This window comes from Lysinibacillus capsici (assembly GCF_003367505.1).
GTDB classification, from domain to species: Bacteria; Bacillota; Bacilli; order Bacillales_A; family Planococcaceae; genus Lysinibacillus; species Lysinibacillus capsici.
Map to the genome: position 1 here is coordinate 177,331 of NZ_PXXX01000011.1, position 23,481 is coordinate 200,811.

The 23,481-nt window shown below is 36.3% G+C and carries 20 protein-coding genes and 2 pseudogenes; 4 read left to right on the forward strand and 18 right to left on the reverse strand.

Annotated elements, in window-relative coordinates:
* Positions 1-103: 103 nt before the first annotated feature.
* From C7B89_RS09985 to C7B89_RS10030, 10 genes are all read right to left on the reverse strand, one after another.
* Positions 104-577, reverse strand: a complete 474-nt coding sequence (locus C7B89_RS09985; protein ID WP_066036724.1) for a DinB family protein — start codon at positions 575-577, stop codon at positions 104-106.
* Between the two features lie 1,074 nt (positions 578-1,651).
* Positions 1,652-2,134 carry a GNAT family N-acetyltransferase gene (locus C7B89_RS09990; RefSeq protein ID WP_115673619.1) on the reverse strand — a complete coding sequence of 161 codons (483 nt, stop codon included), beginning with the start codon at positions 2,132-2,134 and terminating at the stop codon, positions 1,652-1,654.
* 57 nt (positions 2,135-2,191) lie between these two features.
* Positions 2,192-3,547, reverse strand: coding sequence for an FAD-dependent oxidoreductase (locus C7B89_RS09995; protein WP_115673620.1), 1,356 nt, complete (start codon positions 3,545-3,547; stop codon positions 2,192-2,194).
* Between the two features lie 104 nt (positions 3,548-3,651).
* Positions 3,652-3,876: a hypothetical protein gene (locus C7B89_RS10000; protein WP_115673621.1), complete on the reverse strand. Its 225-nt coding sequence runs from the start codon at positions 3,874-3,876 to the stop codon at positions 3,652-3,654.
* A 64-nt stretch (positions 3,877-3,940) separates the two neighbouring features.
* Complete coding sequence (locus C7B89_RS10005) at positions 3,941-4,222, reverse strand: Fe-S cluster assembly protein HesB (protein ID WP_103118156.1); 282 nt, start codon at positions 4,220-4,222, stop codon at positions 3,941-3,943.
* On the reverse strand, positions 4,219-5,988 hold the full coding sequence (arsA, locus tag C7B89_RS10010) for an arsenical pump-driving ATPase (protein WP_115673622.1): 1,770 nt from the start codon (positions 5,986-5,988) through the stop codon (positions 4,219-4,221). The genes C7B89_RS10005 and arsA overlap by 4 nt, the downstream gene beginning before the upstream one ends.
* 1 nt (position 5,989) lies before the next feature.
* Positions 5,990-6,349: an arsenite efflux transporter metallochaperone ArsD gene (gene arsD, locus C7B89_RS10015; RefSeq protein ID WP_115673623.1), complete on the reverse strand. Its 360-nt coding sequence runs from the start codon at positions 6,347-6,349 to the stop codon at positions 5,990-5,992.
* Position 6,350: 1 nt separating this feature from the next.
* A complete protein-coding gene (arsC, locus tag C7B89_RS10020) occupies positions 6,351-6,770 on the reverse strand; it encodes an arsenate reductase (thioredoxin) (protein WP_115673624.1) in 420 nt (139 codons plus the stop codon).
* Between the two features lie 12 nt (positions 6,771-6,782).
* Positions 6,783-7,841, reverse strand: coding sequence for an ACR3 family arsenite efflux transporter (gene arsB, locus C7B89_RS10025; RefSeq protein ID WP_103118160.1), 1,059 nt, complete (start codon positions 7,839-7,841; stop codon positions 6,783-6,785).
* The gene (locus tag C7B89_RS10030) at positions 7,834-8,160 is read right to left on the reverse strand and encodes an ArsR/SmtB family transcription factor (RefSeq protein WP_115673625.1); all 327 of its coding nucleotides are present in this window, start codon (positions 8,158-8,160) and stop codon (positions 7,834-7,836) included. The genes arsB and C7B89_RS10030 overlap by 8 nt, the downstream gene beginning before the upstream one ends.
* A 609-nt stretch (positions 8,161-8,769) precedes the next feature.
* Between C7B89_RS10030 and C7B89_RS10035 the strand changes: the two genes are divergently transcribed.
* The 3 genes from C7B89_RS10035 to C7B89_RS10045 all read left to right on the forward strand — a co-directional run bounded on the left by C7B89_RS10035 (position 8,770) and on the right by C7B89_RS10045 (position 11,586).
* Complete coding sequence (locus C7B89_RS10035; protein ID WP_115673626.1) at positions 8,770-9,756, forward strand: copper amine oxidase N-terminal domain-containing protein; 987 nt, start codon at positions 8,770-8,772, stop codon at positions 9,754-9,756.
* A gap of 839 nt (positions 9,757-10,595) precedes the next feature.
* Entirely contained in the window at positions 10,596-11,210 is a 615-nt protein-coding gene (locus tag C7B89_RS10040; RefSeq protein WP_048395855.1) for a DUF4879 domain-containing protein, read from the forward strand.
* A gap of 34 nt (positions 11,211-11,244) precedes the next feature.
* Positions 11,245-11,586, forward strand: coding sequence for a hypothetical protein (locus tag C7B89_RS10045; protein ID WP_054550191.1), 342 nt, complete (start codon positions 11,245-11,247; stop codon positions 11,584-11,586).
* A gap of 476 nt (positions 11,587-12,062) precedes the next feature.
* Here the strand turns inward: C7B89_RS10045 and C7B89_RS10050 are convergent, their stop codons facing one another.
* From C7B89_RS10050 to C7B89_RS10085, 7 genes and pseudogenes are all read right to left on the reverse strand, one after another.
* Positions 12,063-12,908, reverse strand: coding sequence for a DUF2785 domain-containing protein (locus C7B89_RS10050; RefSeq protein WP_115673627.1), 846 nt, complete (start codon positions 12,906-12,908; stop codon positions 12,063-12,065).
* Positions 12,905-13,659, reverse strand: a pseudogene (locus C7B89_RS23500) (alpha/beta fold hydrolase). The gene C7B89_RS10050 and the pseudogene C7B89_RS23500 overlap by 4 nt, the downstream one beginning before the upstream one ends.
* A 528-nt stretch (positions 13,660-14,187) precedes the next feature.
* A complete protein-coding gene (locus C7B89_RS10065) occupies positions 14,188-17,970 on the reverse strand; it encodes an S-layer homology domain-containing protein (RefSeq protein ID WP_158539187.1) in 3,783 nt (1,260 codons plus the stop codon).
* 806 nt (positions 17,971-18,776) lie between these two features.
* Positions 18,777-19,250, reverse strand: coding sequence for an EVE domain-containing protein (locus C7B89_RS10070; protein WP_066036716.1), 474 nt, complete (start codon positions 19,248-19,250; stop codon positions 18,777-18,779).
* Between the two features lie 11 nt (positions 19,251-19,261).
* The gene (locus C7B89_RS10075) at positions 19,262-19,798 is read right to left on the reverse strand and encodes a DinB family protein (RefSeq protein WP_066036715.1); all 537 of its coding nucleotides are present in this window, start codon (positions 19,796-19,798) and stop codon (positions 19,262-19,264) included.
* Between the two features lie 67 nt (positions 19,799-19,865).
* Positions 19,866-20,813 (reverse strand): helix-turn-helix transcriptional regulator, encoded by a 948-nt coding sequence (locus tag C7B89_RS10080; protein ID WP_066036714.1) that lies wholly within the window; start codon positions 20,811-20,813, stop codon positions 19,866-19,868.
* 212 nt (positions 20,814-21,025) lie between these two features.
* A pseudogene (locus C7B89_RS10085) lies at positions 21,026-21,370 on the reverse strand (NUDIX hydrolase).
* A 605-nt stretch (positions 21,371-21,975) separates the two neighbouring features.
* Between C7B89_RS10085 and C7B89_RS10090 the strand changes: the two are divergent.
* Entirely contained in the window at positions 21,976-22,122 is a 147-nt protein-coding gene (locus C7B89_RS10090; RefSeq protein ID WP_083225250.1) for a YrzI family small protein, read from the forward strand.
* A gap of 465 nt (positions 22,123-22,587) precedes the next feature.
* Here the strand turns inward: C7B89_RS10090 and C7B89_RS10095 are convergent, their stop codons facing one another.
* Positions 22,588-23,082, reverse strand: coding sequence for an NUDIX hydrolase (locus C7B89_RS10095; RefSeq protein ID WP_115673631.1), 495 nt, complete (start codon positions 23,080-23,082; stop codon positions 22,588-22,590).
* Positions 23,083-23,481: the final 399 nt, after the last annotated feature.

A 23,481-nucleotide genomic window follows, 5' to 3' on the forward strand; every position in this document is an offset into this window, starting at 1 on the left:
AGTTTTCTATGTTTGTTCATTACATATCTTCGAAGAATACTCTTTAATTTAACCCGTTATAAAAAGCACATGTTGTTCCCTCTTTGCTGTGGTTTAAATAGGTTTAATTTGGTTGTTTCTCTCGATATGAATTCTTTACCCGTTCAATTTGATCAAGGTGGTCGCGAACATGTTGTACGCGAAATTCAAGTAATTGCTTAAATGTGAATCGTTCCTGATCTATGTACATCCCCACTCGCCTGCTTTGTTCACTCGTTAGATTGTCCAAAATAGGCTGCATACTAGTACGTAACAATTTGAAAAGATGCAAATACTGTTCACGGTCCAATAAGTCATAACTCAAGGTATTCGCCCATGCATCTTGGTCAAATGAGACCAGTATTGGCTCATCCTCTGCCAATACTTTTTTTAGCCTAGGTGTGGCTGAGATCTCGGAATCCGTTACATGTATGAGAATTTGATGAATGCTCCATTTGTTTGGTGCGGGTTTGTATCGAAGCTCCTCCTCTGTTAATCCTTCGATGGCATCCCAAATCATTGTGTATCCTAAGCTGTACTCCTTTATTAAATCCTCCAATTCAGTATCTCCTTTCTCAAGTAACGCTTTTTAAAATTTTAATAAATATATATTCTTTTTTATTGGGTAAGAATCCTTGAATTTTACGAAAATTTATTAAACTAACCTGCTCCGTTAGTAAAAAGCGACTGTTCTATTGAACAATCGAACACTTTAACGGAATACCTAAAATATGTCTAAGATCGCTTATAGCTAGTTGAACTATCGCTACCGTTAGTTTAACTAGACGAGCACAACCCATTATTGAGCTTTGGCATATAAGTACTTCCACCTGCTACCATTACTTTTGTTTCAACATCATAAATTGCATAATTACCTCTAAATTCTTTTTCAGTGTCTTTAAAGGAATAAAAGAAATAAACTTGCCTATCGGGGCTAATAGTACTTAATATCAATATCAGGATAGGTACGAAGAATATTTCCATCGAAAGTTATATAATTTAAACTTTCTACCTAATTAAACAATAATTTCTTTCTTACATTTACAGATGCATCAGGTATTTCTTTAAAAAGAACAGTATCCAAATACCTTTGCTGTTGCTTTGGCTTCAGCTTATATCTTTGATTAACCTCCTGATGAATAGGATATTTTAGGTCTCTTAATGCCTGGTAAAATTCATCTACAGTTTCATTAATAACTTTTTCCTTATTTGCGGGATGTAATTATTCATTTTTATCTGAAGGTGTAGTTTGTGAAAAAACAGGACTTACTAATAACATAGAAAAACTGAACAAAATATAAACACAATCAAACTAATTATGAATGGATTTTTCATTTAGATTACCCCTTTTTAGAAGTAACCCCTAGATGTTCTTTAGCTATCCTGCTCTGTTAGTTTAAGTGAGAAACTTCACAATTTTATTCTATGATTTCAATAATAATATCCAATTTTATTGAAAACGTTCATCAACAATCTGGCCCGCTTGTTGAACAAAAAACTCCCGCATATCAACACAGGATTTTTAATCGAACTTTGTTTTAAATGATCAATCTTTTTTATAAAACTACAATGGCTACCCATGAATTTACTTTATTCTAATTTTGAATCTTGCACACGTAACTTTATTTCGAAGTTACATTCTTCTTTCCATTAAAACTGTATCATGCCATATCCCATCTAATTGAGCAATTTTTTCTCTTGTACCAACAATTCGAAAGCCCATCTTTTTATGTAATTGGATACTTGATGAATTGATCGCAAAGATGGATGATTGGAGTGTCCAAAACCCCTCCTTTTCACTCTCTTCAATTAGTACTTTAAATAGCTTAGAGGCAATACCTTTCCCTTTACTTTCACTCGATATATAAACACTAACTTCTCCAACTCCAGAATAGACGGAGCGTGTAGAGACGGGTGAAATGCCAATCCAACCAACCACTCTATTGTGTTCTTCTGCAACAAAACGCAAGGTCGCATGGTGTCTTTCATCCCATACCTGTTCACTTGGCACTATTGTTTCAAAAGTTGCCATTCCTGTTTCGATTCCCTCTTTATAAATCTTTAATACCTCTTGTAAATCCTTCTTTTCCATTTTACGAATAATAAGTGTGTCCATCCCATTTCCCCCTTGGTATTTTAAAAGGACTGCTAGCTTGCGCTAACAGTCAAATTTTTAACAACATGTATTGGATTGATTAACAAGATTAATACTACATACGCCTGTTTCTGGTAATTCTAATTCCACACGTTTCGACGCTTCTTCATCTCCTGATAAATAAGCTGTTATAGAACGAACCTGTTCGTAGCCTGTGGCCATTAAGAATGTAGGTGCGCGTCCATAACTTTTTGCACCGACAATGTAGAAGTTCTTTTCTGGTTGTCGTAGTGTTTCTTCTCCATGCGCCCTTACTGTGCCACAACTATGCTCATTAGGATCAATTAAGGGCGCTAATGCTTGCACACTTTCTGTTGCTGAATCAATAGATAAACGCAGTTCATTGTTCATGGTAAAGTCAGGTCGATTTCCTGCATTAACAATAAGTTCATCGAATCCTGTAAGTACTTTTTGTCCTCCATTAATAGTACCTATAATATGAATATTCTCTTCTTTTTTCACTTGTGAAATATAGAAAGGTGTTACTACCTCAATCTTTCCTGTATCTACTAACTCATGGATGCGAATACCCAGTGCGCCACGTGCTGCCAACGCATCTTTTTCCTCCCCGCCATAGGCCTCTTCTACAGATTTTTTACGCATAAGCCACACAAGCTTTGTTGCAGGATTATCTTTTTGTAATTCAGCCAAAGCTAATAAGGTATTGATCGCTGAATGACCACCACCAATGACAGCAACCTTCTTATTTGCATATCTCTTAGGGTTCGTATTTATATCTGGAATACCATACTCAATGTGATCTGCTATTGCTTTTTCATTTTTTAGCCAAACACCTGTAGAATTTGCTGGGTTTGGATTCCCCCATGTTCCTGTTGCATCAATAACTGCTTTCGCCTCAATAATATCGATATCATCCTCTTTTTCAACATATATATTAAAGGACTGATTGAATCGATTTTTTGATTTCATTTTATCATTAAATTGTCTTGATATACCTACTACTTTTGAGTTCAATCGGATACTTGGTTTTATTTGTGTTAACTCTGCCAAAGGTTTTAAATAAAGATCTATTAATTCATGCCCCGTAGGTATTGTTTCTAAGTTAGGTTCTATCCAATCAGAGCCCTCTAATAATGATTTAGCAGCTTTATTGATGTTATAACGCCATGGAGAAAATAATGTGACATGACCCCAAGTACGAATATTGTGTGCTATTTCATTGCCAGCTTCAAGTAAAATAAATGACTGGTTCTGCTCTACTAGATGAGCAGCAGTAGCTAACCCTATAGGACCTGCACCAATTATGACAATCGGTAAATTCTTATTTGGGATATTAACACTCTCCTGTACTTCAATATCCTTAGTTGTAGTACAACAAGATTGATTTTGGTTGATTACTTTTAGTGTTTTCATATAAATTTCTCCTCTTTTCTCTATATAAGCATTTTCTTATATAAAATATATTTTTTTACGTCTAGCAGTTAGCTAGACGTAATTTATTTAAGCTTTTGTAATAGTTATGAACACACTTCAATTTCACACATGATTTTATCAATTTCTTTTATAGCTTTTTCAAATTGCAACCATGTAGAAGGGCCGTAACGCTCCATATCTCCTTTAAAGAAGAAATCAAAAGCAAATTCTTTAGCCTGTATCAATGTGTATTCTCTACTATTTATAATTAACTTTAAATAAGCGATAAAATAATCTTTTGTTAATACGCTAGCATGATTTACTGTCATTATTGTATCCTCCATTCACAGATAGAATAATTGCTAAGACAGACAGTATATTTAGAATTACTCTTTAGCAAGATGTCGGAGAGTATCCAACTAATACTAAACCTAGTTCACCATTCTCTTCTTCTGCATGGATCGTAACATCTGTTAATTGCGGTGCAATATCAGGATGAATTGCGATTTCGATACCTTCAATTGTTTGAATCGCATCTTCTGCTGCTGGTGCTTCTAAGCCTACACCTAAATTAACCCCACAGCAGCCTGTAATACCAAAGAAACGAAGTGTTTTAACCTCGGAATCAGCTAATACCTGTTCTAAATAATTTTTACCTTCTGGACTCATTTTCATTTGATTTTCTCTCCTTTTAATTCATGTAAGCCTTGTGCTCCAACCAGTGGCGTTTTTACCCATGGAATGGCCACAAATTGATTATTGCTGATGGATCTAACTTCTTTTAGCCATTTCGATTCTGCTTGTTGTTTTTGAATTAATGTTGGACTTGTTGTATAGATAGATGAAAATGCCTGATTAACAACCCACCAATCAACAGATAATCCAGCACGATGTAAATCTTCTTGTAAGCGCGAAGCTTCATAGACAGGTGTTGCTTCAGGGAGAGTTACAATGGCGACACTCGTATAAGAGGCATCACGCAACCTTGGTAACAGGTTTGAAACAGCTGGAGGAATATCCCCTTGTGAACGGCTTATTTCACGATGATAAGCTTCTGTTGCATCTAATAACAGCAGCGTATGCCCTGTTGGTGCAGTATCAATAATAATGACTTCATCTTGATGATTTTCTACAACGTTAGCAAATGCTCGGAATACAGCTATTTCCTCTGTACAAGGAGAAGCCAAATCTTCTTTCACAAATGCTAAACCTTCCTCATTCATCGTTTCACTTGCCTTTGCAAGCACTTCTGCTTCATAGTTTGCCACTTCTGCTTTTGGATCGATACGACTGATTGTTAAATTTTTAACGTTGTCATCACCGAATGTCCAATTGAGATGTGCGGCAGGATCTGTTGTAGTTAAATGTACATGAGTACCTTCTTCCGCTAATCGTAATGCAATATAAGAAGCCACCGTTGTTTTTCCAACCCCACCTTTACCCATCGTAAAAATGAGTTTCGGCTTACGCTCTAAATAATCTGCAATCATTTCTTCTATCTCAGGAATCTTAGTTACTTCATTTGATTCATCTTCATGTATAACTTCTTGGTCAGTCATCCATGCTTGCATACGCTCAATACTTGATAAAGAGTACGGTACAAAAGGTAAGTAGAATTGCTCAAATTGATTTAGTTCTTCAGGAATTCTTGCTATTGCATCAGCTTGACGTGCAATGAAAGCCTCTTCGATATCATCAGTAGAATTGGCATTGCTCATATATCCATTAATTAGTAGGGTCTGATTTTGAATACCTATTTCAAACAATTCGCGAGAAGCACGTGCTGCTTCCTTTAAAGGATTTTCTTCTGGGCGTGTCACTAACATTAACGTTGTTTGATTAGCATTCTTTAAACGTTCAACTGCTTCTTTATAGATTTCACGTTGTGGCTCTAGCCCTTTTAAAGGACCTAAACATGAGGTACCAGTCGTGTTATCATCTAGAAACGTAGACCATGCAGAAGGCAGTTGTAATAATCGTAACGTATGCCCTGTTGGCGCTGTATCAAACACGACAGTGTCAAAATTCCCTATGACTGAAGTATCAGTCAATAATGTTGCAAATTCATTAAAAGCAGCAATTTCTACTGTGCAAGCACCAGAGAGTTGCTCTTCCATATTTTGTAATACCACTTCAGGTAGCTTTCCACGATACGGACCAACCATTTGTTCTTTGTAATGCTGTGCCGCCTGTTCAGGATTCAAATTTATCGCAAATAAATTATCTATGCCTTCAATTTTTGTTGGACTATTAGAAAACGTTTGGCCAAAAATATCTTGTAAGTTGGATGCGGGGTCTGTACTAATTAAAAGTACCTTTTTCCCTTCATTTGCAATGGCTATTGATAGGCTACAAGCAACCGATGTTTTCCCAACGCCCCCTTTCCCCGTGAAAAACAGGAATGGGGTGTCAGGGAAATGACTTCTTGTAAAACGTTCCATCTTAGGCTTCTCCTTTTAGTGACAAGCGTACTTTTGGCTTTTGTAGTAATTCGTCTTCTGAAAGTCCTGACCACTGTGAAAATTGTTCATTTGTAGGATAGATCCCTTTGCAAAGTAATTCTCCATCCACAAACGTTGCAGGCAAGGCATCCATTCCTTCTGACATTAATAGTTGATTAATTGCTTCATTTTCTACAAAAGCATTTGGCTCGTTTGTAAGATTAAATCTCTCAGCTTCTATGTTTGTTTTCTTTAAATTATTCATAATAAATGACATACGCAATAATTCTGGGTCTATAGAGGGTCCACATAAGCCTGTAGAACAGCACATTGCTGGCTCATAGATATGAATTTTTTTCAATTTATTTCAGCTCCTCAGCTACAAATTGTTCAATGCGTTTACCAATTGCATCACGAACATTTTGGAATACAGCCCACTTCTCTTCATCAGTACCTGTCGCTTTCGCAGGATCTTCAAATCCCCAATGCTCCCGACGAACGTGAGAAGGTGTCATCGGGCATTTATCTGCTGCATCCCCACATAACGTGACAACTAACGTTGCACTGTTTAATGTCTCAGTATCAATTACATCGGATGTATGATTTGAAATATCAACCCCTACCTCGGCCATCGCTTTTATAGCATTCGGGTTTACACCATGTGCTTCAATACCCGCACTTTTAACTGTCCAATTGGTAGGTAGTAATTTCTTTGCCCATCCTTCAGCCATCTGACTTCGACATGAGTTTCCTGTACATAAGAAATAAAGTATATTTGTCATAGTAATTGCTCCTTATAATTTAATGGTTTTAAAGTATTTTTTCTGCCAACGTAGGGCAACCCATACAAGTCCTATGAGAACAGGTACTTCTACAAGTGGACCAATAACAGCAGCAAATGCCACGCCACTATGCAGGCCAAACACACCCACTGCAACCGCAATCGCTAGCTCAAAATTGTTACTTGCAGCTGTAAAAGAAAGAGCTGCTGTGACAGGATAAGATGCCCCAACTTTACGGGAAGAGAAGAATGACACAGCAAACATAATCACAAAGTAAATAAATAATGGAATAGCAATTCGCACTACATCAAGTGGCAGTTCTACTAATTGCTCACCCTTTAAAGCAAACATCATCACAATCGTGAACAACAGTGCAATTAGAGTCAGTGGTGAAATCTTCGGTAAGAACTTTTCCTCATACCAATGTTTCCCTTTTGTTTTAATCCCTATCCAACGTGTGAGGAACCCTGCAGCAAACGGGATACCTAAGTATATAAGTACGCTCTTAGTAATCTCCCACATAGAAATGGATACATGGAAATTCTCTAAACCAAACCAACCAGGTAATACATTTAAGAAAAAGTAAGCAAAAATTGAATAAGTCACGATTTGAAAGATGGAGTTAAACGCAACTAAACCAGCTACATATTCACGGTCTCCACGTGCTAAATCGTTCCATACAATGACCATTGCAATACAACGAGCTAAACCAATCATAATCAGTCCAGCCATATACTCTGGATAATCGTGCAGGAAAATGATGGCTAAAAAGAACATTAAGAACGGTCCGAGTAACCAGTTTTGAAAAAGAGAAAGTAAAAGCACTTTCCAATCCTTAAACACACGCCACATCTCTTCATACTTTACTTTCGCTAATGGTGGGTACATCATGACAATTAACCCGATAGCAATCGGTATGGATGTTGTGCCAATAGACATGGCCTCTAATGCTTCTCCAATATTAGGCATTGTCAAACTTAATAAAACACCTATTCCCATAGCAACAAATATCCATAAGGTAAGGTAACGATCTAGAAAAGATAGCTGCTTGGTTAAAGAATCATTACTCAATTATATTTCCCCCTACATGGCAACAATCTGTGCCACAGTTGCAACCCTTTAAAGGCTGAATTTGTTCTAAGATGCCCTTCATCAATGGCGTTTGATCCTCCACTAAACGGTAATGTTTCCAAGTCCCTACTTTTCGTTCCGTAATAATGCCTGCCTCCTTTAATTTTCGTAAATGTTGACTAACAGCTGGTTGCGATATTCCGAGAACATCTACAAAATCACATACACATACCTCCCCATTCTTCATGCATGCAAGTAATTTAATGCGGTTTAAATCTGCAGCTGCTTTTAGTTGTTTTTCAATTAGTGTATTTTCCATTTATCTGCACTCCTTATATAATTATTTGCTTATATATTATTTTAAATAAAATCACCTCGTTAAAGAAAGGTGAATTAATTCGTATATAACTATATTCTTATATTATGATTTAATGTTTTGAATTGCAACAGATTTTTACCCAATTTGAGCTAAGTGCTGCTCTTAACGGGAGTTTCCATTAACAATTGGAGAGTCCCTTTTTTAATTCGCTAAAGAGAGAAATAATAGAAATTCATATAGATTAGAACAAAGAGAGTAGACTATCCACTTAATTGCTAAAATAATATGTTAAGCGCAAGCCATACGTATCTTTTAAATCAGCATCAGTTGCCAGGATAATTTGTTTCATTGAATTTGAGATCTCCAGAATCGATACGCCAGGTTGAACAATTGAAATTCCAAATTAAGTTTAAAACCAATATTATTAAGTTATGATAATACGCTTATTTTCCAACTGCTCTTAGAATAATTGCTGCATCTTTTTAATTATGAAAATTAAAAAGTAAACATTAAAAGTTAAGACAAACATAAAATTTTCAAAAATAATTTAAAAATGGTAAATCCCCATTAATATCCCTTATAATCATATTTAAAGGGGGAAAATTCTAAATGAAAAAAATAGTTTCATATATTTTATTTGCACTCATTTTAATTTCTACAAATACGGTTAGTGCACAAAGTGTCGTTACTATCACTGGTGGGAAAATGATTGAAAATCGTACGTTAGTCCCATTACGTTCAATCTTTGAAGAATTAGGAGCAACTGTAATATGGAATCAAAATACAAAAACCATTTCTGCAACTAAAGATACAACTAACATTTCATTAAAACTAGGAACGAAAACAGCTATAATAAACGGACAAGCAGTTTCTATCGATGTTCCTGCTCAAATTAGAAATGGCACAACTTTAGTACCTTTAAGATTTATTAGTGAAGCTCTAGGTGCTAACGTTAAATGGGATAATAAAACTTTAACCGCTACAATCGAGCAAAATGATAAGACTATCTCAGTAAAGGTAGAAATCCCCAAACAAGAGGGAAATAGGAATTTTTTGAACATTACGGACGCAGAGATTAAAGAAGCAATTCAAGAAGGGAATAAAGGTGTATATCACCTCCACGATATAAGAAAAAAATATATAGTTCCTGTAGCATCAGATGGATTTGGACTAAAGTATTATCAACCTATTGTTAATATTAATACTCCATATTTAACTGTTCTATCTGTAGCTGCATTAAAAACTAATAAAAATGAAACTTTGTCTTTTTCAGAAGCTAAAAAATGGGTTGATATATATAAGCAATCAAAAAGTATTGATTTTACAATTGAGACATATGGTAATTCAATTGATGTAATATTTAACCCAATAAATATTGTTTTAAAACAAGGAGATAACTATATTTATCCATCAAGCACTATATCTTTGGGTGTTCAAAGAACAACAAGTTGGCCAAATGATCCATCATATAATGAGAATCATACCTCCTTTTTTCCAACTAATAAAATAGATACTAATGAAAATGCAACCCTTATCTTAAAAATGCCAGATAATACATTAATAACGTATAATGTTGTTTTTTCGAATTACAAATAGCATTAAAATTTTTGCAACGAAGGAAGGTGTAGCTCCTAAGGCTACATCTTTTTTATTGAATTAGTTTGGATAATATGACCATATTTTAGATATTATATTTCCGTATTTTATACGAAGTATCATTTCTTTGAATCTCTCTTATTCACAAAAAATCCGATATTGTAAGCTTCTCTACTAGTATCCATCCTGTATTAAATACCTTTTTTTGAAAACTACTCTATGAGAAAAATTGAGACATATCATTATTCACTAAACAATATTTCAATTCGTATCAGAACACCAGAGTGTTAATTTTTTGTAATTAACTTTGAAAGTTTTGAGCACCTTTTCACAGGAATACATATGTGTTCTTAAGGTATATTAAATTCTAATATTATAAATAGATTTATAATATTAGTTTTTTAAACTATTCACATTTGAATGGTGCCGATATTTATAAAATTATGAAATCACTTGGACATGAGAAGTTTGAAACTACCATTATTTATATGGAAAAGGTTCTGGAGATGGATCAAAATGCTATTCATGAGTGGGATACTGAAAGTTTCGGCGGTTACATCTAATATAAAAGATATTGATAAGTAATGTAGCAACTACAATTACTCCCCTATCACATTGTTATAGACACATGCTGGCAATCAGCATTTCAGAAGCTGCAGTGTAACCTTTGGAATCGAAAGTTTTGGTCGAGTTTAATGATTCATTACATGGGTACTACTTGGTTTTTCTGAAGGGGCATTTAATTAATAATTATCTATTTTGGAAAATAGTGTTAAACATCCAATTTATTATCCGATAATTATAATGTGTTACAAATAATGTAAAAGGAGAAGTTGTATATGAAGAAATATTTACTAACTGTAGGAATTTTAGCAAGCGGTTTGCTGGGGCTAAATACAGCTGAGGCTTCAGAGATAGAAAAAGATCAGATTGCTGTAGATCCATTAATTGAAGATTTAAAAACAAAACATCCTGATTGGACTGTTACATTAGTTACTTCAGATGAGGCTGCTAAAATTAAAGAGGAATTAAAAAACAGTCAAAATAGTCCCGTTCTAAGAGGTCCAGCACCACCTTTAACATCTGTTTATATTGACAAAGTAGTATCTCAAGTTGGAACAAGCAATCAAGTAACTGAGGATATTGGCATGCAGCAAACTTCTCATGCAGTTTCAGGAACTGTTACTGTAGCAGTTATGGAAGTTGGCTATGGAAGTGAAAATCAATGGTTAGATGATGAGCGTATTACATATCAAAATCGTGATTATAAACTTAATGAAGCTGCTATAGATTTTAATAATGACAAAATTATAGATGCGTTCTATCATACAGTAACTTTTAATTCAGACTTAAAAATTTCAAGTGGGGCTTCTGCTTTATATAAGTTTAGATCAACTTCACAAAATTCCCCTTGGAATACCATTGAAAGAACGATAAATATTCCACATTTATAATGTAGGAATACTATGAAGAGAGGTGTATTTAAAGATGGTTTCTATGGAAGATATGAGTATAAGGTTAACTATCCTTCAAGGAGCTTACGGATATAAAGGTTTTACTGAACAAACGGGCGAGAATATGTATAAAACTGATTTGAAAGCTTTTCAAGAAACTATAGAAAATGCAAAAGAACCGATTGATACTAGTAAAGTTTCAAAGTTATCTTCTGATCAAATTAAAGTGCTACAAGGTGCTCCAAGTGGTAGTTGGTTGATTCCTTTACTAAACAAAATGGGACAATTAGGGATGATGGATTTGCGTGATGGACTAGTTAACCCTAAAATATTCCAATATACCTCGACAATGAGTGCTTATAAAAGATCCATTTAAGCTAAGTAATATAAAAGGCATTAACGAAAAGGATTTCTCCTTTCTTGTTAATGCCTTTTAGGCAAAGACACTATTTTAGTTTTCCGAGAAAGCGCTCGATTTTTGAAAATCGTTATTGGATTAGAAACCCTACACTTATTTTTATTAGGCTTTAGGCTTCAATATTTACGTCGGTAAGAGCAGTTTTTGATATTACTGGAATAAACATTGCGACATATTGTGGTATAGAAAGTTTAAGTGGTCAAGAATATTTAGCTATTATTTCCAATTCACAAGAAAATACAACCGTTCTTTTAGTTGGAGAAGATAATGGAGATGTCTGTGAAAATAAACAGGAAAATGAAAAAGCATGTTTTAATATATGATTAATCAAAACATGCTCATTATATATTTTAGGGAATCAAAGCGTTTAATGGCGGAATAAACCAGGAAATCTCTCAGCCAATTCCTATGGATGGGGACAACCCCTTAATCCTTTAACTGATAGAAAACCTGTTTAATTTTGCCTCTGTGCCAAGTATAGCAGTATTAAGCGCATTCCCTAGGCTATCTTGTCCCCTTCTGAAATAGAGACTGCGTAAAAAATTCTTGCTGTTCACACGAGCAATCACCTGACTGCGATGTCTCGGCAAATTGCAGCATTGCGCTAAGCAGCTAATCCAATCAGCAATTTCTTGATGTGGAAGTAATTCTTTGTGAATCATCGTATCCACGATATTGACTAATCGCTCATCATCCTCATCACTAAAAATATGTATTCCATTATGTAGCTTGCCAGAAATAGCGACAAGAACCTCACGCAGCATTGCAACGCTGCTCTCCTCGCACTGCACCAACTCAACAAAAACATCTGCACCGTGAGACGCGCTGTGAGCCCAGCCTCCTACTGAAAGGTAACCCCGCAGATCTTTTTCTTCTTTGTAATAACGTAACATTACTTGCATTAATTGCTCAATTTCTTCTTGATTTAAAAATGGATTCTTTCTGTGGTGTTGTATAATCAAAGCGATAGGCAAGGCAGAAAACGTCCTTGTAAAAACTGATTGATCATCCTCGCTGCCAATATTATAGAACAAATGGTTCTCATCAGTCAGAATAGTTAAGAGACTACGCAACTCCTCTTCACTGAACCTATTCTCTTCCTTAATCCACATATAAAACATCGGATAAATCAAATTATCCCGCAATTCTGGCTGAGGGTCGCCAATATATTGGAGTAACAAAGGTAAGAAATCTTGATGCTGCTCACCTTCGCCTAACTGATACTCATTCTCCTCAATTCTTTGTAAATCTTCCATAAGTTTTAACCTTATATCGCTCACTTTCCCATCCCCTTTAACATGAATAAAATCTCTTCTATTACAATATCAGGCTCATCATGGTGTATATAATGTCCACTACGATTAGCAATCCGGAACTTACTTGACGTTGACAGCCGTTGGAATTCTGCTTGTAGACTTTGTTCAATTTTTAATATTTCTAGAGAGGGCCATCCATCTTCATAATTATCGGGTAAACCTCTTGTAATAATTGAGAGAGGGATGTCACTTTCTTTTGAATAATCAGCAATTTGCTTATAACTCTGTATTTTATCAATTTTCTCACTATTCAACATAGGATTCTCGAAATATTCCCTATTTCCTGCAAGTAGATTTTCTGGTAGAACCTTTTCATAGGCAAGTTCTTTGTATTCCGGTGCAGCGTCAACCAAAACCATACCACAGATGTCCTGCGGATAAAGACTGGTATACAATCTGGCGACCAAACCACCAAAGGAATGGCCTACTAATATATAAGGCTTTCCACGTCAAGCACTTGCACCAATTCGAAGAGCTCCTCAACAAGATCACAGCAAGTTCGCGAGACAGCTACGTCCTGACTCCTGCCAATACTTGCCCTGTCATAGGACAAGGTAGATGTTTCATCCGATATTCGGTCTTGTACTTTTTTCCATGTTTCATGGCTATCGCCTAACCCTGCAATAAAGATTACGCTGGGTGTATTTTTACGATATTTATTGAACAGTATACGCCTATCATAAACATTGATTAACTTTTTATGTTGTATCGTCACTTTTAATCACCTAATTAAATTATAAGCTTTACATTATTCTTTCTACAATATAAATAAAGGACCTTTTATGTAACGCAGTAAAAATTTGCTAAAGTCCTCTGTTAGTTCAAGTGAGAAACTTCACCTTCTTACTCAATTTCCAACAATATCTAATTTATCGAAAACACTTCTCAACAATCTGGTCCTTTAGATAAAGAGAGACGCATTCCTTACTAAAGAAATGCGCCCAATTATGGAATATAGTTATTGCTACTTTCAATAGTAATCTAGATGTTTGAAATCCATTAATTTGCGACATTCAGACGATTCGAGACAGGTAACTATCCGAATTAACAAATCTCGATGCGTCTGACATCACAATTCTCATTTTTTGTAAGTTCATAATGAATAAAAAATGGCGTAACTCCATCAATAATAATATATACTTCTTCCCTAGAGTATTGATCGTATAATTTTAAGGGCTTTATCGACAATTATTCACCTCCAAACCTATATAGCTTCAATGTTCCGCCGAATTATATTTCTTGTTTATTTTTTTATCGTTTGTGCTGTTACAGCTGCTTCAATTTCTCTGATTGCCCAATGTGTTGAAGGTACGTCTTTAAACGAAGACGTTGTAATTCGATCTAGAGCTGGTCGCTCGAATAATTGGTTGAGCACTTTCACTGCCTGTGCACGTGTTAATGTATCGTTCGGATTAAACGTAGATGCACTTGTTCCGCCCATAATTCCTAAAGCACTTACCTTTTCAATTGCGCTGACTGCCCAATGATTTAGTGAAACATCTGTAAATGTTTTACCGTTATTTGATGCCTGACAGAAAAATTTTGTGGAGTCTTGTGTACATACAGTTTCAATCCAATGTGCCGCTACAACTGCCATTTGTGCTCTTGTAATCGTCCCATTTGGATTAAATGTTGTATCCGTTATACCGTTAAATAAACCAATTTCTTTCACTAATTCAATCGCATCTTTAGAAGGATGATTCTTTGTATCTTTAAAAGTTGCACTTGCCGTTGGTATGTCACCATTCGTTAAAAAACGTGCTAACATTGTTGCCATTTGTGCACGTGTAACCGAAGCATTTGGTTTAAATGTGCCATCTGGGAAACCTTGAATATATGGTGCTATTTGCTCTACTTCTTCCTCAGCTTCTTGAACTTCTGAAGTATATACTAAGCTATATGTTGAGAAGTGATCAACTTCAAACTGGAAACCTTTCACCCCAGGTACAAACTCCACTATACGCCCATGTTTTACTTCCGTTGTTTCGTCACTATGCTCAACATAGATAAGTAGTGAGGCAATTTGATTTTCTGTTAACTCAGACGAAATCGGTAACGTAATCATTACTGGGCGATTTTGTAGATTCGTTTCGATTCTTACGGGTGTACCTAGTAATGAAATTATCGCTCTATCTGGCATTGCTTTCTGGATTTGTTCATTGTTTAGGGCATTCGTATGAATCATATCCTGTTGTGGTCCCTTGACAGGAGCTAGATGGAAGTACACATCCTCTGTCACGCCATCGAATGATTTAAAAGGAATCCTCATTTGTGCTAACTCTGTTTGTATGAAAAGATCCGTATTTTGATTGTATAAAAACAATCCTGCGTTTCTAAAAAGATTCAAATAAGCCTTTGCAGTTGCTGTTTCTGCTGGGTACACGAGACGAATTGTTCGTGCATCTTGATTAGTCATTTGTTGTACTAGCATTTGGACATGATTCAATGATACGTCTGCTCGATACTTCACGATACCTTGTTCAACAGTACGAATAATGTCTATTGCACCTGAAGGCTTTGGTTCCACTGGATTTACAGGCTGTGGTACCGATGGCGGAACTGGTGTAGGCTTTTTCACCGTAATTGTTGCTGTGTCGGATGAGCTACCATAGGTTGCCGTTACCGTCACGGTCCCTGGAGCAACCGCTGTTAGTTTGTTGTTTTGTATTGTGGCAATGGATGAATCGCTAACAGTAAATGTTGTATTTCCTGTTTGGTCTTTACTTATCCCATTGGACAGATTTTCTACTAACCGGAAGTTTTGCGTATCCCCTACTGTTAATTGACCTGTTTTTGGTGATAGAACAATGCCTGTTGTTGTGACAGGTGGTGTATTCACCGTAATCGTTGCTGTGTCGGTTAAACTACCATAGGTTGCCGTTACCGTCACGGTCCCTGGAGCAACCGCTGTTAGTTTGTTGTTTTGTATCGTGGCAATGGATGAATCGCTAACAGTAAATGTTGTATTTACCGTTTGATCTTGATTGCTCCCATCGGACAGGTTTTCTACCAACTGGAAGTCTTGTGTATCCCCTACTGTTAATTGACCAGTTTTTGGTGATAGAACAACGCCTGTTGTTGTGACAGGTGGTGTATTCACCGTAATCGTTGCTGTGTCGGTTAAACTACCATAGGTTGCCGTTACCGTCACGGTCCCTGGAGCAACCGCTGTTAGTTTGTTGTTTTGTATCGTGGCAATAGATGAATCGCTAACAGTAAATGTTGTATTTACTGTTTGATCTTGATTGCTCCCATCCGACAGGTTTTCTACCAACTGGAAGAATTGTGTATCCCCTACTGTTAATTGACCTGTTTTTGGTGATAGAACAATGCCTGTTGTTGTGACAGGTGGTGTATTCACCGTAATAGTAGCAACCGTTTCGTTGCCAGCAATATCGCGTGCATATACGGAATATATATCATTCTTGGTTACTTCGAACTCTAGTGCATCAACAATGTTCGCTCCTCCACCTGAAGCGAAGAAAGCCGTTTGTTGCTCTCCCTCTGCCCATCGAAGAGCAGTCAATGCATTGCCTTGAGCTGTTCCTTCCGTTTCAACTTCAATCTTGACTATTACCGTATTATTTGTGGGTAGTACAGGGAACGACGTTAATGTCAATTTTGGTGTTTGCTTAAACAAATTAGAGACCGTTATTGTAGATAGCCTAAAATTCCCTGCAGTATCCTCTACATAAACTGTATATACTCCATTTCTAGCAGCAAAAAATTGATTAGTGAAGGGGGTTCCTTCCCCTGTTTGAAAGTAGGATGAATTTTTCAATCCTTCAGCCCAAAGTTGCTTACTAATTGCTACATTGTCCACCGCTATAGCATTTATTTCAATATCCTTATTAGTAGGAGCAGTAGTGCTTTCTGTGAGCGAAACATCTGGTACTATACGATCGATATTGGACACAATTACTGATAGTAGTGTTTCGTTCCCAGCATTATCTCTAGCATAGATCGTGTACTGTCCATTTTCGTTTGCTGTAAAGCTATTCGTAAATTCCGTACCACCTGTTGTGAAGTAACTCTTAGATTGAGTGCCTTCTGCCCATTTAAGTAACTTCACTCCACTAATCGTATCAGTTGCATTAATCTGTACTGTTACATTTTGATTAGTTGCTTCATTTGGCGTCAGTGTATACAAAAGGTTTGGGTTGGTGTTGTCGTATATAACTGATGAGCCATCTGTTGTGGTCGTAATTTCAGTGCTTGGAGCTCCTTTATCTGAGAATACAACAGCAGAAACTGATAAATTTCCTTGGTCAACAGCATCAGTTAGCTCAAGAGAAGCGGACCAGTCAGTACCATTTCCTACAGGTGTTAGCTCTACTCCAGCAATCTTCAAAACAGGGGCAGCAATAGCAAGATTTGTTTGTACGGTAATCGTTACCTTATCTCCCTTTTTGGCATACACAGCATGTCCACCATTAGATGAAATTTTTAGCGACTTAACTATTGGAGTAGTACGATTAACAGTATAATTAGTAAAGGCATGATTAATTGTCTTTGTCCAACCATCGCTAAAGTCAACAAGTGTAGCCCACATTGAATTTGTTGGAATGTTTAAGGCATTAGTTGTGGTTTGTATATCGATTCCATTAACTGAATACTGAAAGGCTGTATTTCCAATTGCGTATTGATTTGTGCCTTCAATTTGAAAAGAATTTATCGTTGCCCAAGTAGCAGTTGCAGGAATGCTCATTGCATTGTTCGTTTGAGCAATTTTACCGAAATTGCTATAAGTAAACTCTTCATTCCAACTATTACGGTTCCAACCAGCATCGAAAAAGTTCGAGGGTGTAACCCAGTCAGCATTAGTAGGCGGTGTAGAACTTTGCTGTACTACACCATTAAGGCTAAAAGTGTATTCTGTTACTGTACCTGTGTAAGTATTATTGGTGATTGTCTGGTAACTCCCCATAACTTGTCCCTCTATGGTAGCTGCGGCACTAACCTGAGTTGGGTTTGTAAACGTTACAAACGATCCTATCATTGGCATAAGCAATATTACTATTGCCAAAGTGGAGAAAACCCCTCTTTTTTTCATTTGAACTTTCCTTTCATTGATAATATGTAAAACTTTAAATTATTATTTCATATGTAGAAACATGAATTATATCTACATACCCCCTCTTAAATGTACTATAAATAAAGATAGACTGATACTAACAAATAGATTTTTAAAAATGAAATTCCACCATCAACATTTTACAAGAAAGGGAAAGAACAAATTGCTATGCATTTCATTGTCATTAGCTACTTCATTTGTATTAGTAAATAAATGATAAACAAACCCTCTTGTGTTTTGTTTGCTCTAAAAGGTGATTAGTCTCATCAAGTTTTAAAGCATGAATTCCCTTTTTTTTCTTTTGCTATTTTTCACTCTTTTTCGGGAGCATACTTAGCCATTCGTTTGACGCAATTAAATTATTAAAGCACATTTGCTCAACATTTTGATTAACGATATCTTCGGTGCATGGATTGGTGGAATGCTTGTTGTATGGTGAAGTCCTAAATTTTCTGATTTCTGATTCGTGCAATCATTGCGGAAAGCTCCGTAAGCTAAATAGATCTTTTATTTTACATCTATATGGTTAAGTGAACCAAGATGTAAACAATTATAAATGGTGACTGTTTTTAATAAAGGCGGCCTTCCACAAACTAATCTGTGGAGGACCGCTTTTAATTTGTTCTTATTTACTTAACAATTCTCGTCTCGTGAATTCAGAAGAACAGAACGCTATTCAACAATAGAGTCCAATTGTTGAATATTGTTATCTAACTAAAGCACTCTAAAGTTTAAGTGAAACTGTTCACAACTTACAATCAGTGTTTAAGGATCTCGGATAATGCCTGTTCCTCACCATCTAACATCGAAGTAACGATTGTCATAAAATCTTCAGCTCCAATTTCAAAATGACCTCGACGGAATGGTAACCCCCAATTGCGATTTCCACGCGTAAAAGTGAGCTGGTTTAACAACAGTGCAATCTTAACTTCTCGACAAGGAATATAACGCATATCTCTGCGAAATGGCACAAACGACTCCGACACTTGATGTTTGTAAGCACCGTTATCCGTAACCTGACCAATAGCAGTAAATGCTTGAACTGGCTTCCCTTTGGACATGTCTGTGCGAGGGGAATAGTATATCAGCCAATCACCTGGAGACATTTTACGCAAAGGTGCTGCCTTACCGTGACATAACTGTGCAAAACCACCTTCTATGGCTAAATTCACATGAGAAGCGGATACAACGCCAATCCAATATCTGCTTTTCTGACTTGTTATATTCGACATGATGCATCCCCCTACTCTTCAAATGCTGAACTTTTCAAACGATCCAGTTGTAAAAAATGATGTCTGTAATGCATTTCAATCAACATAAACCATTCCTGCGCGTTTAAAGCACCGAACGCCGGATGAAGTATCTTGTTACTTACAGGCACTTGAAGTAGAACTGATTCCGTATTCCTCATCCGTTCCACTACACTGTGAAGTCCTTCTACCAAATGCTCCATGCTCTCTGGTGGTTGCGGAGTATAGTTTGGCGAAGCAGGGACCTTAATACGAACAGCAGGAAATTGTTCTAGTTTAAAAACAATCTTACCCTGCTCAGTTTTTTCCTTCGCTGGGTTCAATGTCGATTCGCTACCAGCTAAACATTGCTCGACATTATGTAGATGCATGAAAGCTGATTGAATTAAATGTACATACATCTGTCCAATGGACCAATCTTCTTCGTTCAGCTTTCTATGCATTTTATCCATATTGAGTTTTGTCAGTTCTGCCAAATATCTTTCTACTGTAAGTTCAAATGACTTCAATACTTCCTTTGTACTTTTCATCCTTCAAGCAGCTCCTCTTCATCTTGGTATAGTCACAGTATAAAAGAACACTACTGACAGGTGTATGTCAGTAGTGTTCTAGAATTTTTTTCGCTACTTCCCGAATCTTGAAGCGTAAAGACTTCGGCTCAATCACCTCGATATCTCCGCCCCAGCCAAGTAAATGCTGTAATAGTTCCTCTGGATACCGAACACGAAATTGAAAGATTACATCCTCCTTCCGCTCCTCAATAGATTCAATATAAAAATTAACTGCCTCAATGATTTTGTCGGCAATTTCGGGGTTTGCCCTCATTATTATTCTTTCATCTCGATTGTCAGGTGGCCGATAGCTACTTAGGTCAAAATCATTTGGTAGAAGAAATTGATCTTCCAACACAGAAAGCTCGGACATCCGGGACAAGCGGAAATGGCGCATTTCTTGCCTCATATCACAGTATGCTAGTAAAACCCAATTTTCATGGACAAGTGTTAATCCATATGGAGAGACCACACGTTTATTTTTCCGATTCCCATCTGTTCCTGGCATTTTTTTAATATACATAAAACTGATTTTGCACTGTTTCAAAATTGCATCGCGAACTTGATTAAGATACGTTTTTACCCGCTCTTCAGTTGACTGCTCACCTATATGAAGCAGTCGCATTGTTTCCCGAACAAGCCTTGACTCGTTACGAACTGACTCCGACAAAGTAGCCTCGATTTTGCGTTTAGCGGACCTTGCATTAATACCATAATCTGTATCCAACCTTTGCTCGATAAAATCAGCTCCCATGAGCAGGGAGACGGCCTCTTCTGCTGTGAACCTAACCGGGGGTAGAAAATATCCTTCCATTAAGGAATAACCCTGACCAGGGGCGCCTAAAATGGGAACCCCAGCCTCACTTAGTGCTTGAATATCCCTATATATCGTACGTACACTTGTCTCAAATTGAGAAGCTAAATCTTCTGCTCTCAATGTTTTGCTTCGCTGTAATTCAAGCGTGATCGCAAGCTGCCTCTCCGTTTTATTCATTTTTTTCCTCCACAATTTCAGCATTCTATTACAGTACTTGCCCAATAATTGAATAACAGCAAGCAATATTGAAGCTGTATTCCTAAAAATGAGCTGCCTATGCAACTCCGTGTTCTTCAAGCAAAGCACCCGTTTTAGCTTAAATATTTTCTTTCATATGTTTGGGGTTAATCAGATTTAATAACCTCCCATAACGCCGTTTTATTGCTATCCTATTTCAAAAGTGTTACTGCCTCTTCAAAACATGCTCTTTGGATAATGATATATCTTTTGTAGGGAACTTTAACACCAAATAAAAATTCTTTTAATACATAAACGTCTTGTCTCCAAAGGAAATTCCCAACTCCACCTTCTACTGGTAGTGAAGAAATAGAAGCTAATTCAATATATGGATAATCTCTTGTAAAGCCAACCTCTTCAAATGCTTCTCGTTTAGTAGGAGTCTCACCCTCTTCTCCAGCACCAGCTAATCCCTGCCAATATCCATAATCACTTCTATTAAAAATTGCATATTCAACCCGTGAAAGTAAACACCGAGTGCGCCATGTGCTGGCCAAAGCATCTTTTTCTTCGACCTATAGGCTTTTTCTACAGACTTCTTACGCATTCCACACTAGCTTTGTTGCAGAATTCTCTACCTGTAATTCCGCAAGTGCTAGCAATAACAGAATGGCCACCACCCAAAACTGTAATTTTCTTTCGTATGCGTATTTATAGTTGGGATACCATACTTTATGATCTGCTAATACTTATTCATTTTGTAATTATATCCCTGTAGAAATTACTGGATTTGGATTCCCCCCATGTATCGTAGCATCCATAACTGCTCTCTCTTCAATAATTAGGAAAGCTTTGTAAAAGATGTTTACAAACAACTTAAATTTAGATATACTTACAAAGTAAACAAAAAATTCTTAAGGAGGTCGAATAAAATGATCGTTATCGTTAAATTGATGTCATTGGTAGCTACAACTTCATTAAAAATGAAAATCACACATTCGACCGCATCGGAATGGATCGCTTAAGGTTTTTTTGTAAATAAGCATACCCATACCGCAGGGAGAAGTGTGCCCCTGCGGTATTTTTGTGCCTTTTTTCGCCGTAGAGGAGTCTCTCTACGGTTTTTTTCATTTTTCATGACATTTTAAGGAGGTGATAATAAATGATATTAAACTTTTTTGCGCTCACGATAACTATTACAAAACGTAAGGTCTCTCTTGAGAAAGCACTTCATGATGAATATGTGAAAAAAATCTTTGAAGAGAACCGAAAAAAAATTGACGATTATATTCGTATTCGTCAATTTTAATCTTGTTAATTAAAAAACATGAAAGGTGGTAATTGAAATGTATTATATGATCAAAAGACGTCATGCAGTTTTATGGCTGGAGAAAGACACAACCACCAGATGAAGTAATATAAAGTGATAATTTAGCTAATTTTATAATCTCAGTTGAGCTAACCCGTTCTAATCTAGGACGGGTTGCTTACTCCAATCGCAATGTTAATTAAGTTAAAAAGAAACTTATAAACTAACTATTCCAGACTACACCGTGATAACCCTTCTTGCTTAGAAATTCATTAAATCCTTATTACTTTAACCTTCCCAGTTAGTTAAGTACATTACTTTTCCAACTAACCTAATTTTCAACATAATTCCTTTAAAAACGTTATTCAATTAAATAGCCCTTAAACTGAAAAATGAGCTTTCCTTTTTCCAGGAAAGAGTCCGATTGTTGAAGATCGTTGTTATTAAATTAAAGCACACGTTAGTTTAAGAAGAACAAAAGGTTAACGCATCGTCTAAGATTAATTTTGAAAGTTTATGGTCATTAATTACAAATGGTATTTCAGAGGGTTCTACCCAAATTCGAGCAAATGATTCATGTTCTCGGAGAAAAGGTAAGCATTCGGTAACATCCATTCTAAAAAATGCCTGATAAGCAATCAATGGATATTTTCCACTTGAATCATAAGACAGATTTTCTTTATGGCTTACTTCAATTGAACCTATGTATTTAATTGTTCCCTTTACATACCCCTCTTCATATGTTTCGCGTAGTATAGCTTCTTCTACGTTCTCCCCAATCTCTACGTGTCCACCTGGATAATTAAACCCTCGATTTTTTATTTGTGATAATAACACTTTCCCATCTCTAAAGCACACTGCATGAACACTCGTCACTATTAAAGATTCTGTTAATTTCATTCGAGGCATCCAAGTTAGCTTCACATTATTTCCACCCCAGTCTACAAAAATCGTCTGCATATATCTATCCCATCTCCTGTTAAATGCAATTTATCACCTAATATTAACTTTCTACACTGTTTCAAAAATCCCTCTTATTCAACAAACCGGAAATAGATTTTAAAACGTGGTAAATATACGTTTTTTATGTTGCATCAATTGTAGAATATATTACGAGTAACCAATCTTATGCCAATAGAATATATTTGGAATTTGCATATTGGTCCGTTTAAACGAATGAGGCTTCTGACTCTTATTCGAGTTCTCGTCATCTAGTAAATTTAAAAGTCTTATCAGCAAAGCCTCCCTCATGGTAATAGATTTCTTGATTGTTTTACAACTTGTATTCCACAATCTGGCCCTTTAATGCAAACAAGCGCTGATCCTTATTACAGAATGCACCCTTTTGTTGAAGATCGT